This is a genomic window from Pseudomonas anatoliensis (assembly GCF_017976235.1).
Lineage (GTDB): Bacteria > Pseudomonadota > Gammaproteobacteria > Pseudomonadales > Pseudomonadaceae > Aquipseudomonas > Aquipseudomonas anatoliensis.
Window position 1 is genome coordinate 370,347 of record NZ_JACVHC010000005.1, and the last position, 16,065, is coordinate 386,411.

The 16,065-nt window shown below is 60.2% G+C and carries 15 protein-coding genes and 1 pseudogene; 11 read left to right on the forward strand and 5 right to left on the reverse strand.

The window, feature by feature from the left end:
• Positions 1 to 129 precede the first annotated feature (129 nt).
• The 11 genes and pseudogenes from ubiE (at position 130) to ICA16_RS28505 (ending at position 8,352) form a co-directional block, all read left to right on the forward strand.
• Complete coding sequence (gene ubiE, locus ICA16_RS18490; RefSeq protein ID WP_008080626.1) at positions 130 to 900, forward strand: bifunctional demethylmenaquinone methyltransferase/2-methoxy-6-polyprenyl-1,4-benzoquinol methylase UbiE; 771 nt, start codon at positions 130 to 132, stop codon at positions 898 to 900.
• Positions 900 to 1,523, forward strand: coding sequence for a ubiquinone biosynthesis accessory factor UbiJ (locus ICA16_RS18495; protein ID WP_150604822.1), 624 nt, complete (start codon positions 900 to 902; stop codon positions 1,521 to 1,523). Before ubiE ends, ICA16_RS18495 begins: the two co-directional genes overlap by 1 nt.
• Entirely contained in the window at positions 1,520 to 3,124 is a 1,605-nt protein-coding gene (gene ubiB / locus ICA16_RS18500; protein WP_210701216.1) for a ubiquinone biosynthesis regulatory protein kinase UbiB, read from the forward strand. The genes ICA16_RS18495 and ubiB overlap by 4 nt, the downstream gene beginning before the upstream one ends.
• 120 nt (positions 3,125 to 3,244) lie before the next feature.
• Positions 3,245 to 3,646 carry a phosphoribosyl-AMP cyclohydrolase gene (gene hisI, locus ICA16_RS18505; protein ID WP_007909357.1) on the forward strand — a complete coding sequence of 134 codons (402 nt, stop codon included), beginning with the start codon at positions 3,245 to 3,247 and terminating at the stop codon, positions 3,644 to 3,646.
• Entirely contained in the window at positions 3,639 to 3,971 is a 333-nt protein-coding gene (locus ICA16_RS18510; protein ID WP_003220849.1) for a phosphoribosyl-ATP diphosphatase, read from the forward strand. Before hisI ends, ICA16_RS18510 begins: the two co-directional genes overlap by 8 nt.
• 25 nt (positions 3,972 to 3,996) lie before the next feature.
• Positions 3,997 to 4,278 (forward strand): twin-arginine translocase TatA/TatE family subunit, encoded by a 282-nt coding sequence (locus ICA16_RS18515; protein WP_042557245.1) that lies wholly within the window; start codon positions 3,997 to 3,999, stop codon positions 4,276 to 4,278.
• A 10-nt stretch (positions 4,279 to 4,288) separates the two neighbouring features.
• Complete coding sequence (tatB, locus tag ICA16_RS18520) at positions 4,289 to 4,741, forward strand: Sec-independent protein translocase protein TatB (RefSeq protein ID WP_150617480.1); 453 nt, start codon at positions 4,289 to 4,291, stop codon at positions 4,739 to 4,741.
• The gene (gene tatC / locus ICA16_RS18525; RefSeq protein WP_150604819.1) at positions 4,738 to 5,529 is read left to right on the forward strand and encodes a twin-arginine translocase subunit TatC; all 792 of its coding nucleotides are present in this window, start codon (positions 4,738 to 4,740) and stop codon (positions 5,527 to 5,529) included. The genes tatB and tatC overlap by 4 nt, the downstream gene beginning before the upstream one ends.
• A complete protein-coding gene (locus ICA16_RS18530) occupies positions 5,526 to 6,233 on the forward strand; it encodes a 16S rRNA (uracil(1498)-N(3))-methyltransferase (protein ID WP_150617479.1) in 708 nt (235 codons plus the stop codon). Before tatC ends, ICA16_RS18530 begins: the two co-directional genes overlap by 4 nt.
• 319 nt (positions 6,234 to 6,552) lie before the next feature.
• Positions 6,553 to 7,497: pseudogene (locus ICA16_RS28500) on the forward strand (methyl-accepting chemotaxis protein); the annotation flags it as partial.
• 141 nt (positions 7,498 to 7,638) lie between these two features.
• Positions 7,639 to 8,352, forward strand: coding sequence for a methyl-accepting chemotaxis protein (locus tag ICA16_RS28505; RefSeq protein ID WP_371850961.1), 714 nt, complete (start codon positions 7,639 to 7,641; stop codon positions 8,350 to 8,352).
• A 154-nt stretch (positions 8,353 to 8,506) separates the two neighbouring features.
• Here the strand turns inward: ICA16_RS28505 and ICA16_RS18540 are convergent, their stop codons facing one another.
• From ICA16_RS18540 to ICA16_RS18560, 5 genes are all read right to left on the reverse strand, one after another.
• A complete protein-coding gene (locus ICA16_RS18540) occupies positions 8,507 to 9,241 on the reverse strand; it encodes an amino acid ABC transporter ATP-binding protein (RefSeq protein ID WP_034148587.1) in 735 nt (244 codons plus the stop codon).
• Positions 9,234 to 10,193 carry an amino acid ABC transporter permease gene (locus ICA16_RS18545; protein ID WP_150603991.1) on the reverse strand — a complete coding sequence of 320 codons (960 nt, stop codon included), beginning with the start codon at positions 10,191 to 10,193 and terminating at the stop codon, positions 9,234 to 9,236. Before ICA16_RS18545 ends, ICA16_RS18540 begins: the two co-directional genes overlap by 8 nt.
• Before the next feature lie 161 nt (positions 10,194 to 10,354).
• On the reverse strand, positions 10,355 to 11,152 hold the full coding sequence (locus ICA16_RS18550; RefSeq protein ID WP_150603992.1) for a transporter substrate-binding domain-containing protein: 798 nt from the start codon (positions 11,150 to 11,152) through the stop codon (positions 10,355 to 10,357).
• A 188-nt stretch (positions 11,153 to 11,340) separates the two neighbouring features.
• A complete protein-coding gene (gene mdoH / locus ICA16_RS18555; protein ID WP_210701217.1) occupies positions 11,341 to 13,911 on the reverse strand; it encodes a glucans biosynthesis glucosyltransferase MdoH in 2,571 nt (856 codons plus the stop codon).
• Positions 13,904 to 15,688 carry a glucan biosynthesis protein G gene (locus ICA16_RS18560; protein ID WP_191624040.1) on the reverse strand — a complete coding sequence of 595 codons (1,785 nt, stop codon included), beginning with the start codon at positions 15,686 to 15,688 and terminating at the stop codon, positions 13,904 to 13,906. Before ICA16_RS18560 ends, mdoH begins: the two co-directional genes overlap by 8 nt.
• Between the last annotated feature and the right edge of the window lie 377 nt (positions 15,689 to 16,065).

Here is a 16,065-nt window from a genome sequence, read left to right on the forward strand (position 1 = left end):
TTGTCGGTAAATCTTGACCGCGTCTGCGGCAAATCGTCCCGAAGGTTGCCCATCTTACCTTTAGCCATTCCAAGACAAAGCATGGCTTGGGGATTAGAATGTCGCGCATTCTCTTTTGGTGACAGCGATATGACTGATCAGCGCAAAGGCAGCGATGCCGAACCCACCACTCACTTCGGCTTCAAAAACGTTCCGGAAAGCCAGAAAGCGGAAAAAGTCGCTGAGGTGTTCCACTCCGTAGCCGCCAAGTACGACCTGATGAATGACCTTCTGTCGGGCGGCATGCACCGTTTGTGGAAGCGTTTCGCGATCGAACTCTCGGGCGTGCGCAGCGGAAATCGCGTGCTCGACATCGCCGGCGGCACCGGTGACCTGACCAAAAAGTTTTCGCACCTCGTTGGCCCGACCGGCCAAGTGGTATTGGCCGACATCAACGAATCCATGCTCAAGGTCGGCCGTGACCGCCTGCTGGATCTGGGTGTGGCGGGCAACGTCGAATTCGTCCAGGCCGACGCAGAAAAACTGCCGTTTCCTGACAATCATTTCGACTGCGTAACCATCGCCTTCGGTCTGCGCAACGTCACGCACAAGGAAGACGCCCTGCGCTCGATGCTGCGTGTGCTCAAGCCCGGCGGTCGTCTGCTGGTGCTGGAGTTCTCCAAGCCGACCAACGCGCTGATGTCCAAAGCCTACGATGCTTACTCGTTCGCCTTCATGCCGCTGATGGGCAAGCTGATCACCAACGACTCGGAAAGCTATCGTTACCTGGCCGAATCGATCCGCATGCACCCGAATCAAGAAACCCTGAAGTCGATGATGGTCGACGCCGGGTTCGACCGCGTGACCTATCACAACATGACCGCCGGCATCGTCGCCCTGCACCGCGGCATCAAGCCCTGATGCTGCTCACCGGGCTGCTCGCCAGCGTTGAACTCGGCCTGAACCGGGTGCTGCGTCTCGACAGCACGGCGCTGCCGCGGCTGGCGCATTTGACCGGCAAGGTGATTGCCGTCGATTGCCGCAACCCGGCATTGCAGTTGTTCATTTTGCCCAGCGACGAAGGCCTGATGCTGGCCTCGCACTGGGAAACCGGCGTCGATTGCACCCTGCGCGCCCCGGCGTCCAGCCTGCTGAAACTGGCCCTGAGCAAAGACAAGACCGCGGTGCTGCACGCCCCGGAAGTCGAGCTTGATGGCGACAGCGGCGTGCTGCTGGAGCTGGCCGGCGTGTTGCAGGACCTTGAGCTGGACTGGGAGTACGAACTCTCGCGCTGGCTCGGCCCGGTCGCCACGCAACTGGTTGGCGGTCATCTGCGCAGCCGCGCGCGCTGGTACCAACAAGGATTTGCCAGCCTCAACCAGAACCTCGCCGAGTACCTCGCCGAAGAATCGCGCACCCTCGTCGGGCAGCGCGAAGCCGAAGCGCGGTTCAGCGAACTGGACCGGATCAAACTTGATCTGGAACGTCTCGAGGCGCGCTTCGAGCGCCTTTCCCGATCCCTCGACCCAAGCGATAACGCATGAAGCTGCTCGCCGTCCGCCGTCTGCTGCGCATCCAGTCCGTCGTGATCCGCTACCGCCTCGATGACCTGCTGTTCGATCTGCCGCTGCCCTGGTTTCTCCTGGCGCTGCGTTATGTGCTGCCGTGGCGCTGGTTCCCGCGCAAGACGCTGGAGCTGAGCCGAGGCGCGCGATTGCGTCTGGCGTTGCAGGATCTGGGGCCGATTTTCATCAAGTTCGGACAGATTCTCTCGACCCGCCGCGACCTGTTGCCCGAAGACATCGCCGATGAGCTGATGCTGCTGCAGGATCGCGTGCCGCCGTTCGACTCGCAGCTGTCGATCAAGCTGATCGAAGAACAGCTTGGCAAGAAGATCAGCGAAGTGTTCAGCCGTTTCGACGTCGAGCCGCTGGCCTCGGCCTCGGTGGCGCAGGTACATGCCGCGCAGCTGAAAACCGGCGAAGAAGTGGTGGTCAAGGTGATCCGCCCGGGCTTGAAGCCAATCATCGCGCAGGATCTGGCGTGGCTGTTCATCCTCGCTCGCGCGGCTGAAAAACTCTCGGCCGACGCGCGTCTGTTGCACCCGGTGGACGTGGTGCAGGACTACGAAAAAACCATCTACGACGAACTCGACCTGCTGCGCGAGGCCGCCAACGCCAGCCAGTTGAAGCGCAACTTCGAAGGTTCGCCGCTGCTCTACGTGCCGCAAGTCTATTGGGACTGGTGCCGGCCGAAAGTGCTGGTGATGGAGCGCATCTACGGGATTCAGGTGACGGATCTGGCAACCCTCGCCGATCAGCGCACCGACATGAAAATGCTCGCCGAGCGCGGCGTCGAGATCTTCTTCACCCAGGTGTTCCGCGACAGTTTCTTCCACGCCGACATGCACCCGGGCAACATTTTCGTCAGCACGGTTAACCCGTGGAGCCCGCAGTACATCGCGATCGACTGCGGCATCGTCGGCAGCCTGACCCCGGAAGACCAGGATTATCTGGCACGCAACCTGTTCGCCTTCTTCAAGCGCGACTACCGCCGCGTGGCGCAGTTGCACATTGATTCGGGCTGGGTGCCGGCAGAAACCAAGCTCAACGAATTCGAAGCGGCGATCCGTACCGTGTGCGAACCGATCTTCGAAAAACCGTTAAAAGATATTTCATTCGGCCAGGTGCTGATGCGCCTGTTCCAGACGGCGCGGCGCTTCAACATGGAAGTGCAGCCGCAGTTGGTTTTGCTGCAGAAGACCTTGCTGAACATCGAAGGTCTCGGCCGTCAGCTCTATCCCGATCTGGATCTGTGGAACACCGCGCAGCCGTTCCTTGAGCGCTGGATGCGCGAGCGCGTCAGCCCGAAAGCCTTGCTCGGCAACGTGCAGAGCCAGTTCGAACAACTGCCGCACCTGGCCAACATGGCGCGCGATCTGCTCGAGCGCATGTCGCAGCCACACGCCTACGACCCACCGCCGCCGTGGCACAAACGCAAGGACGACTGGTTCCTGCGCCTGCTCGGTTGCGCCCATCTGGCGGGCGGGGTAATTCTCGCCATCGGTGGTCCGCTGCACGAACTGGGGCATTGGCCTGCGGGAATCATGGTGGCCGTCGGTTTGTATCTGGTCGTTCGCCGATAGCACGAATCAGCTGCAAGTTATAAGCTGCGAGCTGCAAGCCTGACGATACTGAAACACCGCAATCTGCTTTTACTTGCAGCTTGAAGCTCAAAGCTTGTAGCTGCGTTTCGGGAATTGAAGATGAAAAACTGGCTGGACGAGATCAAATGGGACGCTGATGGCCTGGTGCCGGCGATTGCCCAGGATCACAAGACCGGACGCGTGCTGATGATGGCCTGGATGAACCGCGAAGCGCTCGAGCTGACCGCCGCGGAAAACCGTGCAATCTACTGGTCACGTTCCCGTGGCAAGCTATGGCGCAAGGGCGAAGAGTCCGGCCACGTACAGACCCTGCATGAAATGCGTCTGGACTGTGACGCCGACGTGATCATCCTGATGGTCGAACAGATCGGCGACATCGCTTGCCATACCGGCCGTCAAAGCTGCTTTTACCGTGTCTTTGAAAACGGCGACTGGAAAACGGTCGACCCGGTGCTGAAAGACCCGCACGCAATCTATTCCGCAGGACACAAACATGAGTGACACTCTGACGCGCCTCGCTCAGGTACTGGAAGAGCGCAAAGGCGCAGCGGCCGACAGCTCGTATGTGGCCAGCCTGTATCACAAGGGCCTGAACAAGATTCTGGAGAAAGTCGGCGAAGAGTCGGTCGAAACCATTATTGCCGCCAAGGACGCCGCTATCAGTGGCGACTGCAGCGATGTGATCTACGAGACCGCCGACCTGTGGTTCCACAGCATGGTCATGCTCGCCCAACTGGGGCAGCATCCGCAGGCCGTGCTCGATGAGCTGGATCGCCGCTTCGGTCTGTCCGGACACGTCGAGAAAGCCTCGCGTCCGTCCGCCTGAACAATTTTTAGAGAGGAACAGCAACATGGGCATTTTTGACTGGAAACACTGGATCGTCATTCTGGTTGTCGTGGTGCTGGTGTTCGGCACCAAGAAACTGAAAAACCTCGGCACCGACGTTGGTGAGTCGATCAAGGGCTTTCGCAAAGCCATGAACGACGACGAGAAGCCAAACGTCGATCCGACCGTGACGCCTGCGCAACCGGTACCACCGGTACAGCCGCAAGCCACTGCTCAGGCCAACCCGCCGCACACCATCGACGTGCAGGCGCAGAAAGTCGAAGAGCCGATCCGCAAAGACGTGTGAGCACTGACTAATGTTTGGTATCAGCTTCTCTGAACTGCTGCTCGTCGGCCTCGTCGCCCTGCTGGTGCTGGGCCCCGAGCGTCTGCCGGGTGCTGCGCGCACCGCCGGCCTGTGGGTCGGCCGGCTGAAGCGCAGCTTCAACGCGATCAAACAGGAAGTTGAACGTGAAATCGGTGCCGACGAGATTCGTCGGCAACTGCACAACGAACATATTCTGTCGCTGGAGCAGGAGGCGCGGAAGATTTTCAATCCGGTTCAGCAAGAGCCGACGCCGGTTGAACACGTGGGCCAGCAGACGATTCATGCGCCTGCCGCAGTTGTTCCGGCGACACCTGCACCCGTTGTAGCGCCGACAACGCCTGCACCCTCTGCCGCAGAACATTCGGTTGAACACATTGCTCCAAGCGCCGCGCCAACCGCGCCGGCCCCTCACGACACTACTTTGCCGCCGCGAGCCCCATGAGCGATCTCCCCGAAAACGACCAGCACATGCCGCTGGTATCGCACCTCACCGAGTTGCGCACCCGCCTGCTGCGTTGCGTGGCGGCGATCTTTATCATCTTCGCCGGGCTGTTCGCGTTCACCCAGCAGATCTACACCTTCGTCTCGACGCCGCTGCGCCAGTACTTGCCGGTCGGCGCGACGATGATCGCCACCGACGTGTCGTCGCCGTTCCTGACACCACTGAAGCTGACGATGATGGTCTCGCTGTTCCTGGCGATCCCGGTGATCCTGCATCAGATCTGGGGCTTTATTGCGCCGGGCCTGTACAAGCATGAAAAGCGCATCGCGGTGCCGCTTCTGGTGTCCAGCATCATGCTGTTCTACACCGGCATGGCGTTCGCCTATTACTTCGTGTTCCCGCTGATCTTCAAGTTCTTCGCTGCAGCCACCCCGGCTGGCGTGGAAATGATGACCGACATCGCCAGCTATCTCGATTTCGTCATGACGCTGTTCTTTGCGTTCGGCGTGGCGTTCGAAATCCCCGTGGCCGTGGTGCTGCTGGTGTGGATCGGTGTAGTCGACGTTGCCTACCTGAGGAAGATCCGCCCGTATGTGATCATCGGCTGCTTCGTGGTCGGCATGATCCTTACGCCGCCGGACATCTTCTCGCAGACCCTGCTGGCCGTGCCGATGTGGATGCTGTTTGAGATCGGCATCCTGTTCGGTGGCTTGATCAGCAAACGCGAACGCCCGGACGAAACCCCGGCCGACGATCACAACGACCAGCCGCCAGCGACCCAGGCATGAACCTGCTGCTACTCGAAGAGGCCGACTTCATTGCGGCCGACCGTGTGGTGCTGCGCGATCGTCGTCTGACGCATATGCAGGAGGTCCATCGTTCGGAAGTCGGTGACAGCCTGCGCGTCGGGCGGATCAATGGGCTGATGGGTTCGGCTGAGCTGTTGCGGCTGGAGGCGGGTGAAGCGGAACTGCGCGTCAGCCTCGATCAGCCGCCACCGGCCAAGTTGCCACTGACATTGGTGCTGGCCCTGCCGCGCCCGAAGATGTTGCGACGAGTGTTCCAGACCGTGGCGACCATGGGCGTGTCGAAGGTGATTCTGGTCAACAGCTATCGTGTCGAGAAGAGCTTCTGGCAGACGCCGTTTCTTGAGCCGCAGGCGATCCGTGAGCAACTGATCCTCGGCCTCGAGCAGGCTCGCGACACGGTGCTGCCAGAGATCGTCATCGAAAAGCGCTTCAAGCCTTTTGTCGAAGATCGACTGCCGGCGATCAGCGAAGGCACCCTTGGTCTGGTTGGCCATCCCGGCAACTATCCGCCGTGCCCTCGCGCCTTGAGCGAACCGGTGACCCTGGCCATTGGCCCCGAGGGTGGCTGGATTCCCTACGAAATCGATTTACTGGCCAAATCCGGCCTGCAACCAGTGCAACTCGGCGACCGTATCCTGCGCGTCGAAACCGCCGTGACCGCCCTTCTCGCCCGCCTCTTCTAAGCGCAACACCGATCCCCTGTAGGAGCTGCCGCAGGCTGCGATCTTTTGATGTTGTTTTTAGAAGCAAGATCAAAAGATCGCAGCCTTCGGCAGCTCCTACATTGATACCGTGCAGGGCCGGCGGATAAATGGTGTTACAGAATGCCATCACCCAGCCGATACAGCTCCCATAAGTCCAATTAGTGGTCGAGGGAGTCGTCGCATGTACCGTTGGTTAGCCGAGAGTCTTGGAAACGTCAGCGTCAAACGCAAACTGGGCATCGGTTTCGGCCTGGTGCTGTTGCTGACGTTGTTGATCACCTTCACCGGCTGGACCGGCATGAATGGCATCATCAGCCGTGGCGACAAGCTCGGCTTCATCTCCAGCCTCAATGAGCTGACCAAGGACTTGCGCATTGCGCGGTTCGAATATGACTCCCGCCGTGGCGAACAGGGCCCGGGCGCGGTCAACGAGTTGCTGAATAAACTCGACAGTGGCCTGCAAACCGCCCGCAGCCTGATCGAGCAACCGTCAGACGCCGCCATGGTCGATCAGCAACTGGCCGCCGTCGCCGAGTACAAACGCGCCTTCGCCGACATGACTCAAGCCACCGTGCAGCGCGAAGATGCCCGCAGCAAGCTTGGCGCCAGCGCCGACAACGCTGTAGCCAAAGTCTCCGAAGTCGAAAAATCCATGCTGCAAGGTGACAGCGTCGCGCAATACGACAGCGTGATCGAGCTGAGCAAACTGCTGCAACAGGCGCGCTACCAAGTGCGCGGCTACACCTACAGCGGCAAGGCCGAAGCCGAACAGCCAGCGCTGGCCGCCATCGACAACGCCCTGAAAAACCTCGAAAGCCTGCCGTCGAAACTGCCGGAGCAACACATCGCCAACCTGCAACAGGCCACCGACTCAATCAAAGCCTATCGCGCGGCTGTCGCGCAGTTCCGCGACTCGCAGGTCACCAATGCCAAGTCGCTCGCGCGCATGTCCGCTCAGGGCGACATCCTGATCGATCTCAGCAAAAAGCTGACGGCTTCGCAAACTATCGTGCGCGACACCGATGCCGCCCACGCCAAGAACATGCTGTTGATCGCCACCCTGCTGGCCTTGGCTTTCGGCTTGCTCGCTGCCTGGGCGATCACCCGACAGATCATCATTCCCCTGAACCAGACCCTGAAAGTTGCCGAACGCGTAGCTGCCGGCGACCTGACCCACAACCTGGTCTCCCTGCGCCGCGACGAACTTGGTCAGTTGCAACGCTCGATGCAGAGCATGACCCAAGGCCTGCGAGAGCTGATCGGCGGGATCAGCGAGGGCGTGACCCAGATCGCCAGCGCCGCTGAAGAACTGTCCGCGGTGACCGAGCAGACCAGCGCCGGCGTCAACAATCAGAAGATCGAGACCGACCAGGTCGCCACCGCCATGAACGAAATGGCCGCCACCGTGCAGGAAGTCGCGCGTAACGCTGAAGAAGCCTCTGAGGCTGCTGTGGCTGCCGACCAGCAGGCCCGTGAGGGCGACAAGGTTGTCGGCGAAGCCATCGCGCAGATTGAGCGTCTGGCCGTTGAAGTCGGCCACTCGACCGAAGCCATGGGCGAGCTCAAGCGCGAAAGCGACAAGATCGGCAGCGTGCTCGATGTGATCAAATCCGTGGCTCAGCAAACCAACCTGCTGGCACTCAACGCGGCCATCGAAGCGGCGCGTGCTGGTGAAGCCGGACGTGGTTTCGCAGTGGTCGCCGATGAAGTGCGCAGCCTCGCGCAGCGCACACAGAAGTCCACCGAAGAGATCGAAGAGCTGATCGTCGGCCTGCAAAACGGCACCCAGCAGGTGGCGACGATCATGGACAACAGCCGCACCCTCACCGACAGCAGCGTCGAGCTGACCCGTCGTGCTGGCGGCTCGCTGGAAAGCATCACGCGCACCGTGTCGGCGATTCAGGCGATGAACCAGCAGATTGCTGCGGCGGCCGAACAGCAGAGTGCTGTGGCCGAAGAGATCAACCGTAGCGTGCTGAATGTACGCGATGTGTCGGATCAGACATCGGCGGCAAGTGAAGAGACAGCGGCGTCCAGCGTTGAGCTGGCGCGGTTGGGGACGCATCTGCAGATGCTGGTCGGTCGATTCAAGGTTTGAGGTGATTCAGTTGCCTCGGTTCGCTGAGGACCGAGGTGATGCTATCGCTGGCAAGCCAGCTCCCACAGGTTTGTAGTCGATCACAAAGCTTGTGTTCAGCCGATTCACTGTGGGAGCTGGCTTGCCAGCGATGGCGTCCGAGAGGACGCCGAAGTTACAAGACCTGACGCAGAAAAGCCTGAGCCCGCGGATCCTTCGGCGCATCAAAGAACTCCGCCGGTGACGCATCCTCCAGCAATTTCCCGTGATCGAAGAACAGCACCCGATCCGCCACTTCCCGGGCAAAACCCATTTCGTGGGTGACGCAGACCATGGTCATGCCTTCCACGGCCAGGTTCTTCATCACATCCAGCACTTCGCCGACCATTTCCGGGTCGAGGGCCGATGTCGGCTCATCGAACAACATCACCTTCGGCTCCATCGCCAGCGCCCGGGCAATCGCCACGCGCTGCTGCTGACCACCGGACAGGCGTGACGGAAACTCGTTGGCCTTCTGCGCGATACCGACCTTTTCCAGCAACGCCATAGCCTTGGCTTCGCGCTCTTTCTTGCCGCGCTTGCGCACGACTTTCTGTGCCAGACAGAGGTTTTCCAGCACGGTCATGTGCGGGAACAGGTTGAAATGCTGGAACACCATGCCGACTTCGCGGCGGTAGGCGTTGACGTCGGTTTTCGGGTCGGCCAGTTGCAGACCGTCGATGCTCACCGAGCCGGAATCGAACTCTTCCAGGCCATTGAGACAACGCAGGAAGGTCGACTTGCCGGAACCGGACGGGCCGATCACCACCAGCACTTCGCCCTTGGCAACATTGGTGCTGACGTTATCCACCGCGCGCACCACTTGCCCACGGGTGTCGAAGACTTTTACCAGATCGCGGACTTCAATCACTTTGCGCGAGCCTCCGCTCAAGCCGGCTGGCGATTTTCGACAGCGGCAGGTTGATCAACAAATACAGGCCGGCGACGCAGAACAGAATCTCGAACGGCGAAAACGACGTGGTGATGACTTCACGGCCGCTTTTCAGCAGCTCGGTGATGGCGATCACCGACACCAGTGAGGTGTCCTTGACCAGACTGATGAATTGCCCGGCCAGCGGCGGCAGCACGCGTTTGAACGCTTGCGGCAGCACGACGTGGCGCATCGACTGGCCTGAGCTCAGACCGAGCGAACGCGCTGCTTCATTCTGGCCCCGGGCAATCGACTGCACGCCGGAACGGATGATCTCGGCCACGTAGGCCCCGGTAAACAGCGACAACGCGGCGATCCCGGCGAACTCCCGGGACAGGTTCATCACCGTGCCGATGAAGAAGTAGAAAATGAAAATCTGCACCAGCAGCGGCGTACCGCGCACCAGTTCGACGTAGATGCTCGACAGGTCGCGCAGCGTCGGGTTGCTCGACAAGCGGCACAACCCGGTGACCAGACCGATCACCAACCCGAGGATGCCGGACACCACCGACAGCCAAAGCGTGGTCCACAGCCCCCATAACAGCGGCCCTGCCGCCCAATGCCGAGTAACACCCACGACGTCGCCTTCAGCCACATCGTCGCCCTGAGCGAATTGCAGGCTGTTCTCGTCGACGGTCAGGTGCTGCTCATCACCGGCTTCGTTGCGCAGAGTGACGTCGGCGCTGCTGCCTTTGCGCACCAGTTCAGTGACGGTGGAAATGTCCGCGGCGCGCTGGGTTTCTTCGGCCTGATAGGCGAAGTACTGCGGCACACGGTTCCAGCGCCATTCGTAGGACATCAGCGACGTGGCGTAATACAACGCACCCGCCAGACCGATCAGCACCAGCACGGTGAGGACGTGCCAGGGCCATTGGGCTTTTTTATGTTTCATTGGATTTGCAGGTTCCGAATTCTGTGTCGCTCGAGAGTCCGCCATCGCGGGCAAGCCCGCTCCCACAGTGAGCCAGGGTGAGCACAAATTATGTGTTCAACGCGAACCCTGTGGGAGCGGGCTTGCCCGCGATTGGAGCGACGCGGTCTATCTGACCGGGCTTATTCCATGTCCTTGAGCCACTCGGTGCTCTTGAACCACTTGTCATGGATGCGATCGTAGGTGCCGTCTTCGTGGATCTGGTGCAGGAAGTTGTTGATGAAGTTGAGGCTGTCGTAGTCACCCTTCTTCAGACCGAAGGCCAACGGCTCGTAGGTGAACGGCTTGTCGAGGAACACCAGTTTGCCGGCACCCACTTTGGTCACTGCCACGACGTTGTACGGCGCGTCGTAGATGAAGGCGTCGGCTTTGCCGTTGACCACGTCGAGTACGGCTTCCTGTTCGTTGTCGTAGCCGTGGTACTTGGCTTTGGAGATCAGCTTCTTGGCAACCATCTCACCGGTGGTGCCGAGCTTGGAGGTGATGCGGTAGTCGGCGGTATTCAGGTCTTTATAGGACTTGATAGTGCCTTCCAGCTCCTTGCGGATCAGCAGGGTCTGGCCAACGACGATGAACGGGTCACTGAAGTTCAGGCGCAGGTTGCGTTCCTGAGTCAGGGTCATGCCGCTGCCGATCATGTCGAACTTGTCGGTCATCAGCGCCGGGATGATGCCGTCGTAGCCGGTGGAGACCAGTTCCAGTTTGACGCCCATGGCCTTGGTCATGGCTTTGAGGATATCGACTTCGAAGCCGATGATTTCACCGCGTTTGTTGGTCATCTCGAACGGCATGTAGGTCGGATCCATGCCGACTTTCAAGGTGCCGCGTTTGACCGCGTCATCGATTGCGCCCGCGTGTGCCGCATTGACTGCAACCAGTGCCGTGACGCCGACCAGCAGCATCGACAGATACTTCTTCATCTTCAAGTCCCCAAAACCATTGCGTTTGCGGCGCGAAAACCAACAGTGACGGGCAAAAAAGCCCGGGCGCGCCAATTCGGGGACGGATGCTAACGCACTCGTTCTTTTGCACAAGGGTTTATGGGTGATTTGTTTGACAATCAAGGGCAGCCATAAAAAAACCCCGCTACATCAGCGGGGTCTCTTCATCAGGCCGGTTGAGCCTGCATGCTCAGCGGTCGCAACGGCAGCAACGGCGCATGCGGATCGGCTTTCACCGACGCCCGCCATGCGTCCAGCCACTCGGCGTGACCTTCGGCCCAGACCTGCTCGTGCAGGCGGGCCAGAGCAACCGGGTCGCTCAGCAGTTGCAGGCGATCATGGTTGTTCAGCCCGGCAGGACCGACCTTGATCGCGTGACGCACACGTTCCTGACGCAGCCACTCAATCGGCTCGGCCTGACCGTGACGGGAGGTCGCCAGCGAACACGCCAAAGCGTTCTGCTGCGGATCGACCACGGCGCGGACGAAGCCGTCGTTCAGTGCGTGCCAACGGTTTTCGTGGGTGTACTGATCGGTGGCCAGCAACGCCTGTGGCGGATTGTATTCCTCAGGGATGAGGAACAGGCTCTCGTCACGGGACTTGAGGCCCAGACCGACACGGCTGGAAATCACCGACACCGGGATCGACAGCATCAGCGACCCGACGATCGGCACCAGCCACCACAGGAAGCTCGGGTTCAGCCAGATCACCAGCAGTGCCCAGAAGAAGCCCAACAGGGTCTGCGGGCCGTGGCGTTTGACCGCCTCGCTCCATGGCGTGGAGTCGTCGTCACGCTGCGGCGAGTTCCAGGTCGCGGCCCAACCGAGGAACGCGGCCAGAACGAAACGGGTGTGGAAAATCATCCGCACCGGCGCCAGCAGCATGGAGAACAACATCTCCAGCAGCATCGACAGGGTCACCTTGAACTTGCCACCGAACTCTTTCGCGCCCTTGGCCCAGATCAGGATGATGCTCAACAGTTTCGGCAAGAACAGCAGCACGATGGTTGTCGAGAACAGCGCGATCGCCTTCTCCGGATGCCATTGTGGCCACAGTGGATAGAGCTGACGCGGTTCAAGGAAATACTGCGGCTCCATCAAGGTGTTCACCGCCAGCAGCGCAGTCGACAACACCAGGAAGAAGAACCACAACGGCGCCGACAGGTACGACATCACGCCCGTCAGGAATACCGCACGGTGTACCGGGTGCATGCCTTTGACCAGGAACAGACGGAAGTTCATCAGGTTGCCGTGGCACCAGCGACGGTCACGCTTGAGTTCGTCGAGCAGGTTGGGCGGCAACTCTTCGTAACTGCCCGGCAGATCGTAGGCAATCCACACACCCCAACCGGCACGACGCATCAGCGCGGCTTCAACGAAGTCGTGAGACAGGATCGCACCGGAGAACGCGCCTTTACCCGGCAACGGCGCCAGGGCGCAGTGGTCGATAAACGGCTTCATGCGGATGATCGCGTTGTGACCCCAGTAGTGGGATTCACCCAACTGCCAGAAGTGCAGACCGGCAGTAAACAGCGGGCCGTACACGCGGGTCGCGAACTGCTGCATGCGCGCATACAGAGTGTCCATGCCCGACGCACGCGGCGCGGTCTGGATGATCCCGGCGTCCGGCGTGGCTTCCATCAAGCGCACCAGACTGGTCAGACACTCGCCGCTCATGACCGAGTCAGCGTCGAGGACGACCATGTACTTGTAGTCACCGCCCCAACGACGACAGAAGTCGTCGAGGTTGCCGCTCTTGCGTTTCACACGGCGACGACGGCGACGGTAGAAGATCTTGCCGAAGCCTTTGGCTTCGCGGCAGACGTCCAGCCAGGCCTGTTGTTCGGCCACGCAGATGTCGGAGTCGTTACTGTCGCTGAGCACGAAGAAGTCGAATCGATCCAGATCACCGGTAGCGGCGACCGATTCGAAGGTTGCACGCAAACCGGCGAATACACGCGGCACGTCTTCGTTGCAGATCGGCATTACCAGTGCGGTACGCGCTTCTTTGGCAATCGGCTCGTTGCCGGCACTTTTACCGGAGATGCGGTATTTATCGTGACCGGTGAGCAACTCAAGGAAGCCCATCAGCGCGGTCCAGAAACCGGCCGACACCCAGCAGAACAGAATCCCGAACAGAATCAGGATGCTGGTTTGCAGCGCATACGGCAGCACTTGCGTGGCGGTTTGCAGCAGTGGCTGATGCAGGACTTCGTCCAGATCAACGAACGACCAGCCCTGGTACGGCATGATGCCTTTCATGTACCAGCCGGCGACGATGGTCTGACCGAGCATCAGCACCAGCAAGATGTAGCGACGGATCGAACCGACCGTGCGCCAGCGCGCCGCCGGCAGGACGTTCTCGTCCTTGGGCGGTTGTGGCGGGTTGGTGCGGCCAGTCATGCGGCGCCAGCCGCGCACCAGAATATTGGTGCGCCACGGCTCCGGCACGACTTTGGTCCGACGGATCGGCGGCGTTGCCTTGAGGCTGACCCGACCGCTGGCATCGAGCACCAGCATTTCCGCTTCTTCAAGCTCTTCAGCGGTGCTCAGTGTCAGGCGCTTGCCCACCGAAGCCTGGGCGGCTTCGGCAGGGGCGTCGAACGTCGAGGACGACAGGCGTTCATGCAGCTCGCTGAACGACTGGCAGCCCGCGAGTTCGGCGCGCTGCTGGTCGGTCATCGGCAGATGCGCCAGATACTCGGACAGAGTCTCTGGCTGTACTTGAGAGTTACTCATCGGCAGGCAACTGATAGCTCCAGGTCTCGGTCAGGACTTCTTCAGTCGGTGCCGATTCCGGTGTGGCTGTGGCCGCGTCCGCAGCGACTGGCTGCTTGGCGTCTTTGTTGGCCTTGTCCTTGGCATCTGCGGCTGGCTTGGCTTCAGCCTGTTTGGCCTCGGCTGCCTTGGCTTCCTTGTCGAGTTTCTCTTGTTGCTTGGCGGCAACCTTGTCGGCCTTGGCAACGGAGGAGTTGGACGCCGGCACCGAAGACTTGGCCAGATCCGCCGTAACGATTGGCTGCACCAGAGCGGCACGCATCTCGGTCGCCTTGCTCGCGTCCTTGATCTTCATGCGCAGGGTCAAACGCCAGCCCTTGGTTTCAGGGTTGTAACGCACGCTGTTCTCGACCAGCTCGGCATTGTCGCCAACGCTGACCTGGCTGCGAACGTCTGCATCCGGGGCCAGAGCCGCCAGCGATGGACCTTCGAAGTCGACCAGATAAGCAACGCTGCCATCCGGCTGACGGATCAGGTTCGATTGCTTGACGTCACCGGTGGAGCGCAGAGTCTGCGCAACCCAGGCGCTGTCCGGCGCGTGAATCGCCGCTTCGTCCATGGTCCAGTGCATGCGATAGGCGAAGTCGAGTGGCTGACCTGGCTCCGGCAATTTTTCCGGGCTCCAGAACGCAACGATGTTGTCGTTGGTTTCGTCGGCGGTTGGAATCTCGACCAGATCGACGGTGCCTTTGCCCCAGTCGCCCTTCGGCTCGATCCAGGCGCTTGGGCGCTTGTCGTAGCGGTCGTCGAGGTCTTCGTAGTGGCTGAAATCACGGCCACGTTGCAGCAGACCGAAACCACGCAGGTTCTCGACGCTGAAGTTGCTCACGGCGAGGTGTTTCGGGTTGTTCAGCGGACGCCAGATCCACTCGCCATTGCCGGCATGGATCGACAGACCGCTGGAGTCGTGCAGTTCACGACGGTAGTTGAGGACTTTCGACGGCTGGTTGGCGCCGAACAGGAACATGCTGGTCAGCGGTGCGATGCCCAGTTTGCCAACCTTGTCACGCAGGAACATCTGCGCCTTGACGTCGACAACGGTGTCGCTGCCCGGGCGCAGAATCAGACGGTAGGCACCGGTAGCACGCGGCGAATCAAGCAGGGCGAAAATCACCAGATGCTTGTCGCCCGGCTTCGGTTGTTGAATCCAGAACTCGCGAAAACGCGGGAATTCTTCACCCGACGGCAGCGCGGTATCGATTGCCAGGCCGCGGGCCGACAGACCGTAGGTATGACCCTTGCCGACGACGCGGAAGTAGCTCGCGCCGAGCATGGTCATGATTTCGTCTTGCTTGTCGGCCTTGTTGATCGGGTACAGCACACGGAAACCGGCATAACCCAGTTGCTCGGTGGCTTTGGGATCAAACTTCAGGTCGCCAAAATCGAAGCGAGTCGGATCGTATTTGATCTCATCGACGCTGTTCGCGGTGATTTCGTTGATTTTCACCGGTGTATCGAAGTGCATACCCTGGTGATAGAAGGAGAGCTTGAACGGCGTCTTCTTATCAGCCCACTCAGCCTTTTCGGTGAGGAAGCGGATTTTCTGATAGTCCGCGAACTTCATATCGCGGAATTCGTTCGGCAGGTTGCTGCGCGGGGCTTCGAACTTCTGCCCGGCCAGCTCTTTGGCCTTGGCCGACACATCGTCAAGATTGAACGCCCAAAGCTGACCGGCGCTGAGCAGGCACAGGAGCGCCGAACCCGCTACCAGGGCACTTCGCATGCGTTTGGCAGACATTTTTGCTGCATTACAGGGACTAACAATCACGAGCAACCCTCGCCGAAAACAGATCAATAAACCAACGGCCAGCAAGCCGTCTGTGTGGCCATTTTTGTCAGCTTATTTCGGTTCCAGGGAGCCAGATACTGCGTTGCTGCTCCTCGCCATAGCGGGCTATGACTCGTCGCAGCGCCTTGCTTCTGACTCCCTGGCCCTCGAAATAATGCTGACAAAAATGGCCGTACAGACCGCTCATACCAGGTTGGCGAGCATTGTTCCGACTCCGCTGGGGCAAAATGATTCCCCAATCGGATCCAGACAAGTCTCTACCTAAGTGAAAATGGACCAACGAACGCTGATCACCGTAGCGCGCGATTATCTAGTAGCCCGCATGA

Excerpts from the sequence above, each read along its gene's own strand:
- ubiE (WP_008080626.1), top strand. The coding sequence starts at position 130 with ATGACTGATCAGCGCAAAGGCAGCGATGCCGAACCCACCACTCACTTC.
- ICA16_RS18495 (WP_150604822.1), top strand. The coding sequence starts at position 900 with ATGCTGCTCACCGGGCTGCTCGCCAGCGTTGAACTCGGCCTGAACCGG.
- ubiB (WP_210701216.1), top strand. The coding sequence starts at position 1,520 with ATGAAGCTGCTCGCCGTCCGCCGTCTGCTGCGCATCCAGTCCGTCGTG.
- hisI (WP_007909357.1), top strand. The coding sequence starts at position 3,245 with ATGAAAAACTGGCTGGACGAGATCAAATGGGACGCTGATGGCCTGGTG.
- ICA16_RS18510 (WP_003220849.1), top strand. The coding sequence starts at position 3,639 with ATGAGTGACACTCTGACGCGCCTCGCTCAGGTACTGGAAGAGCGCAAA.
- ICA16_RS18515 (WP_042557245.1), top strand. The coding sequence starts at position 3,997 with ATGGGCATTTTTGACTGGAAACACTGGATCGTCATTCTGGTTGTCGTG.
- tatB (WP_150617480.1), top strand. The coding sequence starts at position 4,289 with ATGTTTGGTATCAGCTTCTCTGAACTGCTGCTCGTCGGCCTCGTCGCC.
- tatC (WP_150604819.1), top strand. The coding sequence starts at position 4,738 with ATGAGCGATCTCCCCGAAAACGACCAGCACATGCCGCTGGTATCGCAC.
- ICA16_RS18530 (WP_150617479.1), top strand. The coding sequence starts at position 5,526 with ATGAACCTGCTGCTACTCGAAGAGGCCGACTTCATTGCGGCCGACCGT.
- ICA16_RS28505 (WP_371850961.1), top strand. The coding sequence starts at position 7,639 with ATGAACGAAATGGCCGCCACCGTGCAGGAAGTCGCGCGTAACGCTGAA.
- ICA16_RS18545 (WP_150603991.1), bottom strand. The coding sequence starts at position 10,193 with ATGAAACATAAAAAAGCCCAATGGCCCTGGCACGTCCTCACCGTGCTG.
- ICA16_RS18550 (WP_150603992.1), bottom strand. The coding sequence starts at position 11,152 with ATGAAGAAGTATCTGTCGATGCTGCTGGTCGGCGTCACGGCACTGGTT.
- mdoH (WP_210701217.1), bottom strand. The coding sequence starts at position 13,911 with ATGAGTAACTCTCAAGTACAGCCAGAGACTCTGTCCGAGTATCTGGCG.
- ICA16_RS18560 (WP_191624040.1), bottom strand. The coding sequence starts at position 15,688 with ATGTCTGCCAAACGCATGCGAAGTGCCCTGGTAGCGGGTTCGGCGCTC.